Genomic DNA, 18,053 nt, shown 5'->3' on the forward strand with positions numbered 1-18,053 from the left:
GCACAGCGAACGCGAACACCACAAACAATGCAACCACCCCACACAAAAGGGGGTCTTGCCACCAACGAGCACACCACACACTCACGCACACACCAACCCAAAAAGGTCAATGAGTGATCGGTGTATTAGTACCAGTCAACTCCACACATTACTGCGCTTCCATACCTGGCCTATCAACCCCATCATCTATAGGACACCTCTCCCCACACAAATGTGGGCTGGAAATCTCATCTCGGAGCAGGCTTCCCGCTTAGATGCTTTCAGCGGTTATCCATCCCGAACGTAGCCAACCAGCCATGCTCCTGGCGGAACAACTGGCACACCAGAGGTTCGTCCGTCCCGGTCCTCTCGTACTAAGGACAGGCCTCCACAAATTTCCTACGCACGCAGCGGATAGGGACCGAACTGTCTCACGACGTTCTAAACCCAGCTCGCGTACCGCTTTAATGGGCGAACAGCCCAACCCTTGGGACCGACTCCAGCCCCAGGATGCGACGAGCCGACATCGAGGTGCCAAACCATGCCGTCGATATGGACTCTTGGGCAAGATCAGCCTGTTATCCCCGAGGTACCTTTTATCCGTTGAGCGACCACGCTTCCACAAGCCATGGCCGGGTCACTAGTCCCAGCTTTCGCTCCTGCTCGACACGTCCGTCTCACAGTCAAGCTCCCTTGTGCACTTACACTCGACACCTGATTGCCAACCAGGCTGAGGGAACCTTTGGGCGCCTCCGTTACTCTTTAGGAGGCAACCGCCCCAGTTAAACTACCCATCAGGCACTGTCCCTGAACCCGATCAGGGTCCGAAGTTCAGGAATCCACTATGGTCAGAGTGGTATTTCACCGATCGACTCCACCCCAACTAGCGTCAGGGCTTCCCAGTCTTCCACCTATCCTACACAAACCACACCGAATCCCAATACCAAACTATAGTGAAGGTCTCGGGGTCTTTCCGTCCTGCTGCGCGTAACGAGCATCTTTACTCGTAATGCAATTTCGCCGAGTTCGTGGTTGAGACAGCAGAGAAGTCGTTACGCCATTCGTGCAGGTCGGAACTTACCCGACAAGGAATTTCGCTACCTTAGGATGGTTATAGTTACCACCGCCGTTTACTGGGGCTTAAATTCTCCGCTTCACAGAACGAATCCTGTTAACGGGTCCTCTTAACCTTCCAGCACCGGGCAGGCGTCAGTCCGTATACATCGACTTACATCTTCGCACGGACCTGTGTTTTTAATAAACAGTCGCTTCTCTCTGGCCTCTGCGACCACCACCAGCACATCCCCAAGCCAGTTGGGTTCACCGGGATGGTCCCCCTTCTCCCGAAGTTACGGGGGCATTTTGCCGAGTTCCTTAACCACGATTCTCTCGATCACCTGAGTATTCTCTACTCGACCACCTGTGTCGGTTATAGGGTACGGGCAACACACACCCTCACGCCGATGCTTTTCTCGGCAGCAGAGGATCACCAGATCACCCCACCGACAGTGGGGCGCCCATCAGCTCTCACACTTACTGTGGGGACGGATTTGCCTACCCCACGTGCTACAACCTTAGACCGTGACAACCATCGCACGGCCTGGCTACCTTTCTGCGTCACACCACACGCTTACCGACTCCACACTCAGGTCCCACCCCGCACACCAAACCAGGCATCCGAAGATGCCCAGGGCGTTTGGGACGGTTAGTCTCATGTGTTTTGGTACTGTCGGTTGTGTGTCGGTACCAGAATATCAACTGGTTATCCATCGACTACGCCTGTCGGCCTCGCCTTAGGTCCCGACTTACCCAGGGCGGATTAGCCTAGCCCTGGAACCCTTGGTCATCCGGTGGACGGGCTTCTCACCCGTCTTTCGCTACTCATGCCTGCATTCTCACTCGAGACGCCTCCACCACTCGTTCACACGGCGACTTCACCAGCGACTCGACGCTCCCCTACCCAACACCACACCATTACGGCGACCGTGGTGCTGCCACAACTTCGGCGGTGTACTTAGCCCCGCTACATTATCGGCGCTCAATCACTTGACCAGTGAGCTATTACGCACTCTTTCAAGGATGGCTGCTTCTAAGCCAACCTCCTGGTTGTCTTCGCAACTGAACATCCTTTCCCACTGAGCACACGCTTAGGGGCCTTAGTTGATGGTCTGGGCTGTTTCCCTCTCGACAATGAAGCTTATCCCCCACTGTCTCACTGCCACGCTCAACCTTGACTGGCATTCGGAGTTTAGTTGACGTCAGTAACCCGGTAGGGCCCATCAGCCATCCAGTAGCTCTACCTCCAGCAAGAACCACGCAACGCTGCACCTAAATGCATTTCGGGGAGAACCAGCTATCACAGAGTTTGATTGGCCTTTCACCCCTAACCACAGGTCATCCCCTCCATTTTCAACTGAAGTGGGTGCGGGCCTCCACGCGCTCTTACACACGCTTCACCCTGCCCATGGCTAGATCACTCCGCTTCGGGTCTAGGACACGCGACTCAAATCGCCCTATTCGGACTCGCTTTCGCTACGACTACCCCACAACGGGTTAACCTCGCCACGCACCGCTAACTCGCAGGCTCATTCTTCAAAAGGCACGCCATCACAGCTGCTACGGCTGCTCTGACGGATTGTCAGCACATGGTTTCAGGTACTCTTTCACTCCCCTCCCGGGGTACTTTTCACCATTCCCTCACGGTACTATCCGCTATCGGTCACCAGGAAGTATTTAGCCTTACCAGGTGGTCCTGGCAGATTCACACGAAATTCCACGAGTTCCGTGCTACTCGGGCACACGCACACTGCAGAAGCATCCATGTTTCGTCTACGGGACTCTCACCCACTCCGGTCCTGTTTCCCACCAGGTTCGACTACACAAACACCACCACAGACCAGTCATGCTGAACCGGACCATGCACGCCCCACAACACCCCCACAGCAACACCAGCACGCTTGACACTGAAAGGGTTTAGGCTCCTCCGGGTTCGCTCGCCACTACTACCGGAATCATTGTTATTTTCTCTTCCTGCGGGTACTGAGATGTTTCACTTCCCCGCGTTCCCCCCACGCACCCTATACATTCAGGCACGGGTCACCACCCTTGACGGTGGCGGGGTTTCCCCATTCGGACATCCTCGGATCAACGCCCGTTTATCGGCTCCCCGAGGCTTATCGCAGATTTCCACGTCCTTCATCGGCTCCTGATGCCAAGGCATCCACCATGCGCTCTCACACACTCACCACCCCATAAGGGTCAGCTCCATGTGTGCGCGAAATGTATCAAACACACTCGTATTCGATGACAAGAAAATCACATTACATAAACAACACAAAAATGTTGTTGATGCTCGCGTCCACTATACGATTCTCAAACCACTACCAAACACCACCAACCAGCAGCCACGAACCCGTGACCACCACCTGGCAGGTCGGTCTATCAGCAGAAACCACACCCAACACAGGGCTTGTGATTCCAGGACCCAATAACGTGCCTGTCCCAACCCACCCGACACCCACCCCCTGGGGCAGAAACCCCAGCCAGGCAGCATCGACGAGCAAGCAGTTGTGATGTTCCACCCATGAGCACCCAACACCACCACGAACGGGTGATCAATTGGGGTTCTGATGTGTGCTCCTTAGAAAGGAGGTGATCCAGCCGCACCTTCCGGTACGGCTACCTTGTTACGACTTAGTCCCAATCACCAGTCCCACCTTAGACGGCCCCCTCCACAAGGGTTGGGCCACCGGCTTCGGGTGTTACCGACTTTCGTGACTTGACGGGCGGTGTGTACAAGGCCCGGGAACGTATTCACCGCAGCGTTGCTGATCTGCGATTACTAGCGACTCCGACTTCACGTAGTCGAATTGCAGACTACGATCCGAACTGAGACCGGCTTTAAGGGATTCGCTCACCCTCACAGGCTCGCCTCTCTCTGTACCGGCCATTGTAGCATGCGTGAAGCCCAAGACATAAAGGGCATGATGATTTGACGTCATCCCCACCTTCCTCCGAGTTGACCCCGGCAGTCTCCTATGAGTTCCCACCATCACGTGCTGGCAACATAGAACGAGGGTTGCGCTCGTTGCGGGACTTAACCCAACATCTCACGACACGAGCTGACGACAACCATGCACCACCTGTACACCAGCCCCAAAGGGAGCACCTGTTTCCAAGCGTGTCCGGTGTATGTCAAGCCTTGGTAAGGTTCTTCGCGTTGCATCGAATTAATCCGCATGCTCCGCCGCTTGTGCGGGCCCCCGTCAATTCCTTTGAGTTTTAGCCTTGCGACCGTACTCCCCAGGCGGGGCACTTAATGCGTTAGCTACGGCGCGGAAAACGTGGAATGTCCCCCACACCTAGTGCCCAACGTTTACGGCATGGACTACCAGGGTATCTAATCCTGTTCGCTCCCCATGCTTTCGCTCCTCAGTGTCAGTCACAGCCCAGAGTCCCGCCTTCGCCACCGGTGTTCCTCCTGATATCTGCGCATTTCACCGCTACACCAGGAATTCCAGACTCCCCTACTGCACTCTAGTCAGCCCGTACCCACTGCCCGCGCAACGTTAAGCGTTGCGTTTCCACAGCAGACGTGACCAACCACCTACGAGCTCTTTACGCCCAATAATTCCGGACAACGCTCGTACCCTACGTATTACCGCGGCTGCTGGCACGTAGTTAGCCGGTACTTCTTCTGCAGGTACCGTCACCTTACGGCTTCTTCCCTGCTGAAAGCGGTTTACAACCCGAAGGCCGTCATCCCGCACGCTGCGTCGCTGCATCAGGGTTTCCCCCATTGTGCAATATTCCCCACTGCTGCCTCCCGTAGGAGTCTGGGCCGTGTCTCAGTCCCAGTGTGGCCGGTCGCCCTCTCAGGCCGGCTACCCGTCGTCGCCTTGGTAGGCCATTACCCCACCAACAAACTGATAGGCCGCGAGCCCATCCCCAATCGAAAAAACTTTCCACCACCAACCATGCGGCCGGTGGTCATATCCGGTATTAGACCCAGTTTCCCGGGCTTATCCCGAAATCAGGGGCAGGTTACTCACGTGTTACTCACCCGTTCGCCACTCATCCACCCCCAGCAAGCTGAGGGCTTCAGCGTTCGACTTGCATGTGTTAAGCACGCAGCCAGCGTTCGTCCTGAGCCAGGATCAAACTCTCCATAAAAAATTATGTTGCAGAATGAATCCCAGCAAGACAGCCAACCCGACCACGGGGGTGATCGAAGCTGGCCCAATAAATAGTCTCACCAGAAAAACAAACAATTTCTGGCATCACAACTAGTTCAAACAAACACGCTATTGGATTCTCAAACCACAAACACACACCCATCACCGCAACCCAAACAAGGCCACGTACACTGGGGGCATCCGTTTCTGTTTGCACTTCTCGTCTTGCGACTCGCCGTGCCGGCGGATGTCTACTCTACATCGTTGCGTCGACCCGCGCAACTCGAAGTTCATCTTCGATTCGCCCGAATCGCCCCCGATCAGAGCGACCGTCACCGTTCCTTGCGGCTCGGCAACCCGGTCAACAATACACACCTCGACACCTGTGCGCAAAACGCACCCGATCGCACGCCCACCCACCCCGCAGACCCGGCTCGAATACGGGCTCCGGCCCGCCTCGGCGAAGGTCCCGTGCGCATCTTCAGGCGACCGGCTCCACGAGTTCCGGGGAATCATTGCGCACATTGCCCACAGCTCTGCCGACCCGGTGCCGGGTCACACTGGCCGGATCCACGTGAGCCAGCGTCGAACTCAGCAGGTCAGGGACATCGTTGCTGAGCACTGCCGGATCGATCCAGTCATCGATGCGGTCGCGTCCGAGGAAGACCGGCATCCGGTGATGGACATCGCTGAGGTGTCCGGCCGATTCCATGGTCAGAATCGTCGTCGAGACCAACCAGGTGGCATCCGGCTGCTTCCAGAACTCGAAGAGTCCGGCCATGAACAGAGGATCATCGCCGGCAGCGCTCATCATCCACGGCTGTTTGCCGTCCTCGGTGGTCTCCCATTCGTAATAGCCCGGGATCGGCAGTGCACAGCGTCGCCGTCTGATCGCCTGCCGGAACATCGGCTTGTCGAGCACGGTCTCCGAGCGAGCGTTGAATGCCTTGAACCCGATCTTGACGTCCTTGGCCCACGCGGGGACCAGGCCCCAAGATGCGGTTTCGAGTCGCCGGTGCAGCTGCCCCTCGTCATCGAAGCGTTCGACGACGATCGGCACGAAAGACCCAGGCGGCACGTTGAAGCGCGGCACGAAGTCGTAGGACACGACGTCCAGCCGTAGCTCGTCGGCGAGATCCGCCGGGTCGAGAGACATATTGAGTCGACCGCACATGCGCCCATCTTCTCATTTCACTACACTGTCGACAATGGCGGCAGAAGAGAATACAGCGACCAGATTCGACCCGATCGAGGAGTCCCGGCGGCAGTGGCTGGCCCATGGCTGGGACGAAGCAGCCGATGGCATGACCACGGTGATCTCGGTGATGAGGATCCACCAGCTCTTCCTCGCCCGCGTGGACGCAGCGCTCAAGCCCTTCGCCCTCACCTTCTCCCGCTACGAAGTCCTCACCCTGCTGTCATTCACTCGTTCGGGCACCTTGCCGATGTCGAAGATCTCCGCCCGGCTGCAGGTTCATGCGACATCGACGACGAATTCCGTCGACCGCCTCGAAAAGGCCGGCCTCGTCGCCCGGCGCAGCCATCCGGACGACCGCCGAACCACTCTCGTCGACCTCACCGAGGCAGGACGTGAGCTCGCGGCCGAGGCCACGACCGCACTCAACGCCGAGGTCTTCACCTCACCCGACTTCTCCGAAACCGATCTCGGCTCCCTCCTGCCCCACCTCGAAAGCCTGCGCTCGGGACTCGAAGACCGGAGCTGAATCGGCAACGGCCTCCATCCGATCCGCCTCGGGCCTGCCGCCGCAGAAATTAGTTGGACGTCCAAGTATTCCGGACGTATTGTGGAGTCGGTCACCCTATTCACGTCCGATCACTGGAGGAACCATGTCCCGCAGCACAGCAGCTGCCCTGCCCTTCGGACTCACCGACGAACAGCAGACCGTCTCCGGAATGGTCCGTGAGTTCGCCGATACCGAAATCGCCCCTCATGCACTCGAATGGGACGCCGAGCACCACTTCCCCGTCGACGTGATCAAGAAGACCGCCGACCTCGGCATGGGCGGCATCTACGTGAGCGAAGAGGCCGGCGGAACCGGCATGGGCCGGATGGATGCGGCGCTGATCTTCGAAGCGATGTCGACCGCATGCCCCTCCGTGGCTTCCTACATCTCCATCCACAATATGGTCGCGTGGATGATCGACAAGTTCGGAGACGCCGAACAGAAGACCAAGTACCTCGCCCCGCTCGTCGCGATGGAGCACCTCGGCAGCTACTGCCTGACCGAGCCCAACGCCGGGTCCGATGCCGCTGCGCTGCGGACCTCGGCCAGAGAGGACGGAGACTCCTATGTCCTCAACGGGGTCAAGCAGTTCATCTCCGGTGCCGGTTCCTCGGAGACCTACCTCGTCATGGCCCGTTCGGGCCAGGACGGCGCACGGGGGATCTCCGCCTTCATCCTCGAGAAGGGCATGGAGGGCCTGAGCTTCGGCCCGAACGAACAGAAGATGGGCTGGCGCGCTCAGCCGACCCGGCAGGTGATCATGGAGAACGTGCGCGTGCCCAAGGAGAACCTCCTCGGCGAGCCGGGCCAGGGATTCAAGATCGCTATGTCCGGCCTCGACGGCGGCCGTCTCAACATCGGCGCCTGCTCGCTCGGCGGCGGGCAGGCGGCGCTGGAGAAGGCCGTCTCCTATATGGGCGAGCGTCAGGCATTCGGCACCGAACTCGCCGGATTCCAGGCTCTGCGCTTCGAAGTCGCACAGATGCAGGCCGACCTCGAAGGTGCTCGCTCCCTCCTGTGGCGGGCCGCGAACGCCTACGACTCCGGCGATCCCAACACCTCGCTCCTGTCCGCGATGGCCAAGCTCAAGGCGACCGACACCGGTTTCGACGTCGCGAATCGGGCCCTCCAATTGCACGGCGGATACGGATATCTGACAGAGTATGGAATTGAGAAGCTGGTTCGTGACCTGCGAGTCCACCAGATTCTGGAAGGCACCAACGAAATCATGCGCGTGATCATCTCGCGCAAGAGCACAGGAGTGGGCTGATATGGCAGATACTTCGGCACAACCGGCGGACGACTCCGTCATCACCTCGGTTTCCAACGGGGTGGGCCGAATCGAACTCAACAGACCGAAGCTGATCAATGCGCTCAGCCAGGACATGGTGGGCGCCATCGATGATGCCCTGAGCGCCTGGCGCGATGACGATTCGGTCTCCCTCGTCCTCGTCACCGGCCGTGGAGAGCGCGGCCTGTGCGCGGGCGGCGATATCAAGGCCGTGTACAACGACATCGTGGCCGGCAGCGACGAGAACGCGAAGTTCTGGAACCGCGAGTACAAGATGAACTTCGCGATCTCCGAATTCCCCAAGCCCTATGTCGTCATCATGAACGGCATCACCATGGGCGGTGGCGTCGGCATCTCCGGCCACGGTTCGCACCGCATCGCCACGGAATCGACGAAGGTGGGCATGCCGGAGACCGGGATCGGCCTGTTCCCCGACGTCGGTGGCACGCACCTGCTGGCCAACTCCCCCGGCGAGCTCGGCACCCATCTCGCACTGACGGGACAGCCCGTCGGCGCCGGTGCCGCGATCGCCCTCGGACTCGCCGACCGCTTCGTGGCCGATGCGCAGATCCCCGATCTCATCGCCGATCTGACCGCCGGGCAGGACCTCGACACCGTCCTCGACAGGTATGCCGCCGAAGCGCCCGCCAATGAGCTCGCCGAGGCGGCCGACTGGATCGATGAATGCTATGTCGGCGACAGCGCCGAGGACATCGTCGCAGCCCTCGCCGCACACGAGAGCCCCGATGCCCAGGCCGCCGCCGAGGTCATTCGGAGCAAGGCCCCCACCTCGGTGAAGGTGACCCTGGCCGCGCTGCGCAAGGCCGCAGGCATGACCCTGGCCGAAGTCCTCGAACAGGACTACCGCGTCGCGGTCGCACTCACCGAACGGCCCGACCTCAAGGAGGGCATCCGCGCTCAGGTCATCGACAAGGACCGCAACCCGCAGTGGAGCCCGGCGACCCTGGCCGAGGTCAGCGACGAAACCGTCGAGACCATCCTCACGACCGACCACGAAGAGAAGGTGTTCTCATGAGCGAATACGAAACCATCCTCACCGATGTCGACTCCGGCGTCGCCACGATCACCATCAACAGGCCGAAGGCGCTCAACGCGCTCAACCTGCAGGTGCTCACCGACATCACCGATGCGGCCGCCGCGTTCGACGCCGATGACGAGGTCAAGGCGATCATCATCACCGGCAGCGACAAGGCCTTCGCCGCCGGTGCCGACATCAAGGAGATGTCGAACCTCGACTTCGCCACTGCGTACAAGGCCGACTGGTTCGCCGGCTGGTCGCGACTGACCGATGTGCGCAAACCGATCATCACCGCCGTCGGCGGCTTCGCCTTGGGCGGGGGCTGCGAGCTCGCGATGATGGGCGATATCCTCATCGCCTCGACGAAGGCGAAGTTCGGTCAGCCCGAGATCAACCTCGGCGTGCTGCCGGGCATGGGCGGATCGCAGCGGCTGACCCGCGCCATCGGCAAGGCGAAGTCCATGGACATGTGCCTGACCGGCCGGATGATGGACGCCGAGGAGGCCGAACGCTCGGGTCTCGTCGCCCGGATCGTCGAACCCGAGCAGCTGCTCGTCACGGCCAACGAGATCGCGCAGACGATCGCCGGCAAGTCCCGGATCGCCTCGGCGATGGTCAAGGAAGCCGTCAACACGGCTTTCGAGACGACTCTCGAGCAGGGGCTGCGCTACGAACGCCGCCTCTTCCACTCCACGCTGGCCACGAACGACCAGTCCGAAGGCATGGCCGCCTTCGTCGAGAAGCGGGACCCGAACTTCTCGGATTCCTGACCGCGGCCCCGGCCCGATCCATGGCGCAGTCCCCTCTTCGGGGTCTGCGCCATGGTCGTCTTCGGGCGACTGTGGCCGATATCGCATTTATCAAACGTTCGGTTAAAGTGGGGGGCATGCATTCATCTACCCAAGGAGGCACCGTGAACTCTCTTTCCGACCTGCTCTCCCAACTGCGCCTGCCCGTCTTCGGCTCCCCCATGTTCATCGCCTCGGGGCCTGAGCTCGTCAAGGCCCAGTGCCAGGCGGGAGTCGTCGGCTCCTTCCCCAGCCTCAATGCCCGACCGGCCTCAATGCTGACCGATTGGCTCGACGAGATCGCCGAATCCAACGCCGCATTCACTTCGGCCAATCCCGAGCGGCCGGCCGCCCCGTTCGCGGTCAACCTCATCGTCCATCGTTCGAACAATCGCCTCGAGGCCGACCTCGCCGAGGTGGTCCGCCACCAGGTGCCGATCGTCATCACCTCCCTGGGGGCCCGTGAGGAGGTCAACGAGGCCGTCCACTCATACGGCGGAATCGTCCTCCACGACGTCATCAACAACCGGTTCGCCCACAAGGCGATCGAGAAGGGCGCCGATGGCGTCATCGCCGTGGCCGCGGGAGCCGGGGGACATGCCGGAGCGCAGTCGCCGTTCGCACTCGTGCAGGAGATCCGAGCCTGGTTCGACGGTCCTCTGCTGCTCTCCGGCGCCATCGCCCACGGCCGGTCGGTCCTGGCCGCCCTGGCCGCGGGTGCCGACTTCGCCTACATCGGTTCGGCCTTCCTGTCGACGAATGAGGCCAATGTCGTCGACGACTACCGTCGGATGGTCGTCGAGTCGGGCGCCGAGGACGTCGTCTACTCGAGCTACTTCACCGGCGTCAAGGGCAACTATCTGCGCGGCTCGATCATCGCCTCGGGCCTCGACCCGGACAATCTGCCCGAGGCCGATCCGTCGAAGATGGACTTCGGCTCCGACCCGAATTCGGAGGCGAAGGCCTGGCGCGACATCTGGGGCTCGGGTCAGGGCATCGGGGCGCTGGGCACGCAGCAGTCGACCGCGGAACTCGTCGACGCCCTCGCCGTCCAGTTCGATGCGGCGAAGCAGCGGCTGTCGGCACATCTGGTCTGAGCCCGACTGCCCGCGATGGGCCCGACTGCCCGGCAGTGGGCAGCCGGGCTCATCGACGCCGGGGCGGCTCAGATGGTCGAGATGATTCCGCGTTCGGTCAGGCGTGAGGCCAGCCCCGCCCCATCGGGAGCATAGATCCACGGCACGCCCTGACCCCGGCCGTGGCGCTTCGACCGGCCTCCTGCCCACACTGCCTCGCCGACGGTGAGCTGCCGGATGGCCACGGCGGCGACGTTCTCCGGGTGGTTCTCGACGAACTCCCCGTAGACCTCCTCGTCCTTCTGCCCGTCATCGCCGATGAGCAGCCACTTCATCCACGGGAACTCCCGGGACAGGCGCTCGAGCGTATTGCGTTTGTGCTCCTTGCCCGAGCGGAAGACTCGCGTCGTCGTCGGCCCCCAGTCCGTCAGCAGCAGAGGGCCCATCGGGTAGAGATTGCGGGAGAGGAAGCGCTTGATCGTCAGCGCCGAGTTCCACGCTCCGGTCGACAGATAGATCATCGGCGTCGCCGGTCGCATGAAGGTGATCCGGTCGTAGAGGACCGCCATGCCCGCGACCGGCGAGCGGGCATGCTCGCTGAGCACGAAGGTGTTCCACGCGGCCAGGAAGGGCCGGGGCAGCGAGGTCACCATGACCGTGTCGTCGATGTCGGAGATGATGCCGAAGGTCGAATCCTCCCCGATGATGCGCACCGCCGCGGAGTCGACCAGCGATCCGTCGGTCCACAGTTCGATCTCCGTCTGGCCCGGCTCGAAGTCGCCCGGGATCACTGTGTCGATGATGCCGCCGCGATCCGAGGTGACCATGTGCTCTTCGTCGTTGACCCGCACCCACGCCGTGTCATTGGGCAGAGGCACATTGACGAAGGACTTCCACCCGCGGATGCTCGCATGGACATCGGCCGCCGGCTGACCGCTGGGCGTGAGCACCAGACGCCCGAGCACACGCACCCAGCCGGTGCCCCCGTACGTGTCATAGGCGATGACCGTGCGCTGGTAGCTGTGGTCGGTGGCCCGGTTCTGGATCCACTCGTTGAACCGGTCCTCCACCCGTGCTGCGGTGTGGAGCATGTCCGGTGTGAGGTTGAGCGGCCCGTCCTCCGGCTTCTTGCCCATCACGATCAGATGAAGCCGATCTTGTCGTAGACCTCGCGCAGGGTCGCGTCGGCGATCTCGCCGGCCTTTTCGGCACCGCGATCGAGGATAGCCTGCAGCTCGGCCCGGTCCTCGAGCAGCTCCAGCACGCGCTCGCGCACCGGGTTGAGGGTTCCGACGGCCACCTCGGCGAGGTCGACCTTGAGGTGTCCGTACATCTTGCCCTGGTACTCGGCGACGATCTCATCGATGGATCGGGAGGTCAGCGAGGAGTAGATCGTCAGCAGGTTCGACACACCGGGCTTGGCCTCGGGGTCGTAGGCGATCTCTGTGCCGTCGTCGGTGACTGCGGACTTGATCTTCTTCGTCAGCGTCTTCGCATCGTCGAGGATGTCGATGCGGCCCAGCGGGCTCGGCTGCGACTTCGACATCTTCGCGCCCGGATTCTGCAGGTCGAAGATCTTCGCGGTGGCCTTGAGGATCTGCGCCTCGGGGACGACGAAGGTCTCACCGAAACGATAGTTGAAGCGTTCCGCGAGGTTGCGGGTGAGTTCGAGATGCTGACGCTGGTCCTCACCGACAGGCACGAGCTGCGGGTTGTACAGCAGGATGTCGGCGGCCATGAGCGCCGGATAGGTGAGCAGGCCCAGAGACACGTGCTGCTGTTTGGACGATTTGTCCTTGAACTGCGTCATCCGGCTCGCCTCACCCATCGACGTGGTGCACTCGAGCACCCAGGACAGCTGCGGGTGAGCCGGCACCTGGGACTGGACGAAGATCGTCGACTTCTCCGGGTCGAGACCCGCGGCGATGAACTGCGCAGCCGTCCGCAGCGTTCGCTCGCGCAGATCGGCGGGGTCCTGCTCGACGGTGATCGCGTGCATGTTCGCGATGAAGTAGAAGGCATCGTGGGATTCCTGATGCGTCACAAACTGCTGCAGCGCGCCGATGTAGTTGCCGAGATGGAGAGAATCGGAGGTGGCTTGGATACCGGAGACCGTGCGCGGCAGTGAAGAGTTCGTCATAGTCCTATGATGCCATCCTCGCGTCCCTGCGCTGGTATTCGCCCCCTTGCCCGGTGCCCGCAATCATCGCGTGTGTTCGGTTGAGACTCCGTGCGGGTTCAGGCAGAGACGGACGACAGATCGTAGTCGATGACCAGCGGCGCGTGATCCGACCACCGCTCGGCCCAGCTGTCCGCCTTGTCCACACTGGCCTTGACCGCGGCTTCGGCCAGCGCCGGAGTGGCCATCTGGTAGTCGATTCGCCAGCCGGTGTCGTTGTCGAAGGCCTTGCCCCGCATCGACCACCAGGTGTAGGGGCCGTCGACATCGCCGCTGAGCCTTCGATGGACATCGACATAGCCGACCTCACCGAAGAAGCCGTCGAAGTAGGCGCGTTCCTCGGGCAGGAACCCGGCCTTCTTCCTGTTGGCCTTCCAGTTCTTCAGATCCCGTTCGGTGTGGCAGACATTGAGGTCACCGGTGACGAGCACGTGATCAGCGCTCTGCGCCAACTGCGGCATCCGTTTGGTCATGCGGTCGAGGAACCGGTACTTGTCGTCCTGTTTCGGGGTGTCGACCTCACCGGAATGGACATAGGCGGATACGAGGGTCAGCAGCGATCCGTCGCCGAGGCGGTAGTCCGTTTCCAGCCAGCGTCCGGCCCGATCGAAATAGCCGTCCTCGCCGAGGCCCTCCCGCACGGACTCGGGTTCGGACCGGGCCATCACGGCCACGCCCGCTCGCCCCTTCGCCTCCGCGTCATGGCTGACCGTGGTGTAGCCGGTGTCCTCGAGAACGCCGAGGGCGATGTCGTTGGCGGCACGCACCTCCTGAAGGGTGATGAAGTCCGGTTTCGCGGCATCGACCCAGGTGGGCATCCCCTTTCTCCATGCTGCGCGGACTCCGTTGACGTTGACTGAAGCAATCCGAATCATGTGACCTATGATGACATGGGCGCACTACTCTTCAGGGACTGGGCGTTATAGAGTGAGGGAAAGTACGAATATTTCAGGAGGCGCAATGGCCGTTGACGAGCCGATCGACATCGAGCAGCTGAGCATCAGTCCGCTCGATGAAGTCGACGCCCGCGAGATGCGAGAGTTCCTGCTGGGAGCACAGAAGAATTTTTGGGGTGACCGCGACCTCAGCAGGGACCACGATGCCTATTGGTTCCGTCAGTTCGTGACCTCCGGGCTGGTGGCTCGCTACCGCTCAGAGATCGTCGGCTATCTGCTGGGCGTGATTCCGCATGACGGACCGGCCTACATCCACCTGGTGGCCGCCCGCTCCGATTTCCGGCATCAGGGCATCGGTCGCCACCTCTATCAGCACTTCATCGACCGTGCGCGCGAACTCGGCGTGGCTTCGGTGCAAGCGACGACGAAGCCGGAGTCCTCGGGTGCGATCTCGTTCCACTCCTCGCTCGGCTTCAGCGGCGAACTCATCGAAGACTATGCCGGTGTGGGAGACCCGCGGGTGTTCTTCGAACTCAAACTGGCCGAAGAGTAGTCCAGACGGAAGAACCCCCGGCAGACACCGGTCATGATTCAGGGCCCCGAACTCGCGTTCGGGGCCCTGAATCGTTCGGCACAGTGTTCGGGTTCGCCGTCGTGGGCGCGGCGAACGGTGCCGACGCAGCGAATGCTCAGTCTCGGGCGGCTCTCACGGCGGTGTCGACGACGTTCTTGAGCAGCAGGGCCCGAGTCATCGGGCCCACTCCGCCGGGATTCGGCGAGACCCAGGCGGCCACCTCGGCGACGGCCGGATCCACATCGCCGACGATCTTCGACTTGCCCGTCTCCGGATCGGTCTCACGGGAGACTCCCACGTCGAGGACGATCGCTCCGGGCTTGACGGCTTCGGCCGTGACGATCCCGGCAGAACCGGCGGCCGCGACGATGACATCGGCCTGGGCCAGCAGTTCGTCGAGGTTGCGGGTGCCGGTGTGGGTCAGCGTCACCGTGGCATTGTGCTCACGCCGGGTCAGCAGCGCCCCGATCGACCGCCCCACGGTCACGCCGCGGCCGATCACCACGACGTGTTTGCCGTTGAGATCGATCCCGTTGCGCGTCATCAGCTCGATGACTCCGCGCGGTGTGCACGGCAGCGGTGTGGTGATCTCGGAGTTGACGTTGAGCACCAGCCGGCCGAGGTTCGTCGGATGCAGACCGTCGGCGTCCTTGGCCGGATCGATGGCCTCGAGGATGGTGTCGGTGTCGATATGGGCCGGCAGCGGCAGCTGGACGATGTAACCGGTGCAGGCGTCGTCCTCGTTGAGCTCGTCGATGACGGCCAACAGCTCGTCCTGCGTCACCGTCTCCGGCAGATCACGCCGGATCGAGTGGATGCCCACCTCGGCGCAGTCGCGGTGCTTGCCGGCGACATACCATTTCGATCCCGGGTCCTCCCCCACCAGAACGGTGCCGAGGCCGGGAACGGTCCCGGCCTTCCCGAGCTCGGCCACCGCTTCGGTCAGTTCGGCTTTGATCTGCTTCGCGCAGGCTCTGCCGTCGAGAATCTGTGCGCTCATCAGTACTGTTCCAGGCCCTCGTAGAGGGGGAAGCCGTCGCTGAGCCTCTTCACCCGGGCGGCCAGCGCCTCGACATCGGCACCGGGCTTGAGCGCTTCGGCGATGACGTCGGCGACCTCGGCGAACTCCTTGTCCCCGAAACCGCGGGTGGCCAGGGCGGGGGTGCCGATGCGCAGGCCCGAGGTGACCATCGGCGGTCGCGGGTCGAACGGCACGGCATTGCGGTTGACCGTGATGCCCACGGAGTGGAGGAGGTCTTCGGCCTGCTGTCCGTCCAGGGCCGAGTTGCGCAGGTCGACGAGCACCAGGTGCACATCCGTGCCTCCGGTCAGAACGGTGGCTCCGGCCTCAGCGACGTCCTCGCCCAGCAGACGCTCGGCGAGGATCTGCGCGCCGCGCACGGTCCGCTCCTGGCGTTCCTTGAACTCGGCGGCGGCGGCGAGCTTGAAGGCCACGGCCTTGGCCGCCACGACGTGCATGAGCGGTCCGCCCTGCTGGCCGGGGAAGACGGCGGAGTTCAGCTTCTTCGCGAGCTCCTCCTTGCCGAGGATGAATCCGGAGCGGGGTCCGCCGATCGTCTTGTGAACGGTGGAGGAGACGACGTCGGCGAAGGGCACGGGGTTCGGGTGCAGATCGGCGGCGACGAGTCCGGCGAAGTGAGCCATGTCGACCCACAGCTTCGCGCCGACCTCGTCGGCGATCTCGCGGAAGGCCTGGAAGTCCAGCTGGCGGGGGTAGGCCGACCAACCGGCGACGATGACCTGAGGACGGTGCTCGAGCGCCTTCTCACGCACCTTGTCCATGTCGATGCGGTAGGTGTCGGGGTCGACCTCGTAGGAGGCCACATCGTAGAGGCGGCCGGAGAAGTTGATCTTCATCCCGTGGGTGAGGTGTCCGCCGTGGGCCAGGGACAGTCCGAGCAGTTTGTCCCCATGCCGGGCAAGCGCGTGCATGACCGCAGCGTTGGCCGAGGCTCCCGAGTGGGGCTGCACATTGGCGTATTCGGCACCGAAGAGGCTCTTGGCTCGCTCGATGGCGAGGTTCTCGGCGACATCGACGTGTTCGCACCCGCCGTAGTAGCGCTTGCCGGGATAGCCCTCGGCATACTTGTTCGTCAGCACCGAGCCCTGTGCTTCCAGCACGGCACGCGGGACGAAGTTCTCCGAGGCGATCATCTCGAGCGTCGAACGCTGACGGCCCAGCTCGAGGTCGAGGACCTCGGCGATCTGCGGATCGATGTCGGCAAGCGAGGCCTGCATCGAGGTTTCGGTCATGAGTACTCTCCTGTGGCATCCGATGTGGTGGGTGAAACAGCGTGATCAACCGCCGCGAACACCCGCAGACCATGCTAACAGCGAACCTCACGGACCCCGTGGCCAGACCGTCTTCCGGATGCCGAACCGAGTGCGCGATCCAGGGCCAGGACGATTAGGATCGAGCCCATGAGCACAGAATGGATCCTGAGAGTCACCTGTCCCGATGCGACCGGCATCGTCCATGCCGTCACGGGAGTGCTCGCAGGGCTCGGGGGCAACATCACCGAATCGCAGCAGTTCTCCTCCCCCGACTCCCATCAGTTCTTCCTCCGCCTGCAGTTCTCCACTTCCGAGGCGATCTCGGCCCAGACCCTCGAATCCGAGCTCGCCGAGGCGGCCGATCGTTTCGCGATGACCGTGAGTCTGCAGCCGGCGGAGAAGAGGACTCGCACACTCATCCTCGTGTCCAAGGCCGCGCACTGCCTCAACACGCTGCTGTTCCAGCAGTCGTCCGGTCAGCTGCCCATCGACATCGTCGGAGTCGCCGGCAACCATGACTCCCTGGCGCCCCTGGCCGAGTTCCACGGTCATTCCTTCCACCACATCCCGATCACCCGGGACACGAAAGCCGCCGCCGAGGCGAGGCTGTCCGCCCTCGTCGATGAGCTCGACGTCGAGCTCATCGTGCTGGCCCGCTATATGCAGATCCTCTCGCCCGAGCTGTGCGACCGGCTCGAAGGCCGGGTCATCAACATCCACCATTCGTTCCTGCCCAGCTTCAAGGGGGCCAAGCCCTATCATCAGGCCCATGCCCGCGGTGTGAAGATCATCGGCGCCACCGCTCACTACGTCACCAGCGACCTCGACGAGGGTCCGATCATCGAACAGGATGTCGCCCGGGTCGACCACAATCGGGCGATCGCGGACTTCGTTCAGCGCGGACAGGACGTCGAAGCCGCGGTTCTGGCCAGAGCCGTGGCCTGGCATGCGGAGGGTCGGGTGCTCATGGACGGACACCGCACCGTCGTCTTCAACTGATCTTCGGCTGATCCGAAC

General features: G+C 62.2%; 13 protein-coding genes and 2 rRNA genes. 7 read left to right on the forward strand and 8 right to left on the reverse strand.

Going from position 1 to position 18,053, the window contains the following annotated elements:
• Positions 1-105: 105 nt before the first annotated feature.
• From IG171_RS10575 to IG171_RS10585, 3 genes are all read right to left on the reverse strand, one after another.
• Positions 106-3,226, reverse strand: a 23S ribosomal RNA gene (locus IG171_RS10575).
• Positions 3,227-3,623: 397 nt separating this feature from the next.
• Positions 3,624-5,151, reverse strand: a 16S ribosomal RNA gene (locus IG171_RS10580).
• Together the 16S and 23S rRNA genes form the textbook arrangement of a ribosomal RNA operon.
• 483 nt (positions 5,152-5,634) lie before the next feature.
• Positions 5,635-6,309 carry an SOS response-associated peptidase gene (locus IG171_RS10585; protein WP_249203617.1) on the reverse strand — a complete coding sequence of 225 codons (675 nt, stop codon included), beginning with the start codon at positions 6,307-6,309 and terminating at the stop codon, positions 5,635-5,637.
• 52 nt (positions 6,310-6,361) lie between these two features.
• On the opposite strand from IG171_RS10585, the gene IG171_RS10590 reads away from it, so the two are divergent.
• The 5 genes from IG171_RS10590 to IG171_RS10610 all read left to right on the forward strand — a co-directional run bounded on the left by IG171_RS10590 (position 6,362) and on the right by IG171_RS10610 (position 11,113).
• The gene (locus IG171_RS10590; RefSeq protein WP_212127425.1) at positions 6,362-6,877 is read left to right on the forward strand and encodes a MarR family transcriptional regulator; all 516 of its coding nucleotides are present in this window, start codon (positions 6,362-6,364) and stop codon (positions 6,875-6,877) included.
• 124 nt (positions 6,878-7,001) lie between these two features.
• Positions 7,002-8,168, forward strand: a complete 1,167-nt coding sequence (locus tag IG171_RS10595; protein ID WP_212127426.1) for an acyl-CoA dehydrogenase family protein — start codon at positions 7,002-7,004, stop codon at positions 8,166-8,168.
• Position 8,169: 1 nt separating this feature from the next.
• Positions 8,170-9,225: an enoyl-CoA hydratase/isomerase family protein gene (locus IG171_RS10600; protein WP_212127427.1), complete on the forward strand. Its 1,056-nt coding sequence runs from the start codon at positions 8,170-8,172 to the stop codon at positions 9,223-9,225.
• Positions 9,222-9,998, forward strand: coding sequence for an enoyl-CoA hydratase (locus IG171_RS10605; protein ID WP_212127428.1), 777 nt, complete (start codon positions 9,222-9,224; stop codon positions 9,996-9,998). The genes IG171_RS10600 and IG171_RS10605 overlap by 4 nt, the downstream gene beginning before the upstream one ends.
• Before the next feature lie 143 nt (positions 9,999-10,141).
• Positions 10,142-11,113 carry a nitronate monooxygenase family protein gene (locus IG171_RS10610; RefSeq protein WP_249203619.1) on the forward strand — a complete coding sequence of 324 codons (972 nt, stop codon included), beginning with the start codon at positions 10,142-10,144 and terminating at the stop codon, positions 11,111-11,113.
• 68 nt (positions 11,114-11,181) lie between these two features.
• Here IG171_RS10610 and IG171_RS10615 read toward each other — a convergent pair whose 3' ends face one another.
• The 3 genes from IG171_RS10615 to IG171_RS10625 all read right to left on the reverse strand — a co-directional run bounded on the left by IG171_RS10615 (position 11,182) and on the right by IG171_RS10625 (position 14,089).
• Complete coding sequence (locus IG171_RS10615) at positions 11,182-12,231, reverse strand: phosphatase domain-containing protein (protein ID WP_212127430.1); 1,050 nt, start codon at positions 12,229-12,231, stop codon at positions 11,182-11,184.
• 2 nt (positions 12,232-12,233) lie between these two features.
• A complete protein-coding gene (gene trpS, locus IG171_RS10620; protein ID WP_212127431.1) occupies positions 12,234-13,232 on the reverse strand; it encodes a tryptophan--tRNA ligase in 999 nt (332 codons plus the stop codon).
• Positions 13,233-13,330: 98 nt separating this feature from the next.
• Positions 13,331-14,089, reverse strand: a complete 759-nt coding sequence (locus IG171_RS10625) for an exodeoxyribonuclease III (RefSeq protein ID WP_249203621.1) — start codon at positions 14,087-14,089, stop codon at positions 13,331-13,333.
• Positions 14,090-14,231: 142 nt separating this feature from the next.
• Between IG171_RS10625 and IG171_RS10630 the strand changes: the two genes are divergently transcribed.
• On the forward strand, positions 14,232-14,720 hold the full coding sequence (locus IG171_RS10630; protein WP_212127433.1) for a GNAT family N-acetyltransferase: 489 nt from the start codon (positions 14,232-14,234) through the stop codon (positions 14,718-14,720).
• A 136-nt stretch (positions 14,721-14,856) separates the two neighbouring features.
• On the opposite strand, the gene IG171_RS10635 is transcribed toward IG171_RS10630, so the two are convergent.
• Together IG171_RS10635 and glyA are read right to left on the reverse strand one after the other, a co-directional pair.
• Positions 14,857-15,741 carry a bifunctional methylenetetrahydrofolate dehydrogenase/methenyltetrahydrofolate cyclohydrolase gene (locus tag IG171_RS10635; protein WP_212127434.1) on the reverse strand — a complete coding sequence of 295 codons (885 nt, stop codon included), beginning with the start codon at positions 15,739-15,741 and terminating at the stop codon, positions 14,857-14,859.
• On the reverse strand, positions 15,741-17,015 hold the full coding sequence (gene glyA, locus IG171_RS10640; protein WP_283091823.1) for a serine hydroxymethyltransferase: 1,275 nt from the start codon (positions 17,013-17,015) through the stop codon (positions 15,741-15,743). Before glyA ends, IG171_RS10635 begins: the two co-directional genes overlap by 1 nt.
• A gap of 168 nt (positions 17,016-17,183) precedes the next feature.
• On the opposite strand from glyA, the gene purU reads away from it, so the two are divergent.
• Complete coding sequence (gene purU / locus IG171_RS10645) at positions 17,184-18,035, forward strand: formyltetrahydrofolate deformylase (RefSeq protein ID WP_212127435.1); 852 nt, start codon at positions 17,184-17,186, stop codon at positions 18,033-18,035.
• Positions 18,036-18,053 lie beyond the last annotated feature (18 nt).

The sequence above is a fragment of the Brevibacterium sp. SMBL_HHYL_HB1 genome (assembly GCF_018208375.1).
GTDB lineage: Bacteria > Actinomycetota > Actinomycetes > Actinomycetales > Brevibacteriaceae > Brevibacterium > Brevibacterium intestinavium.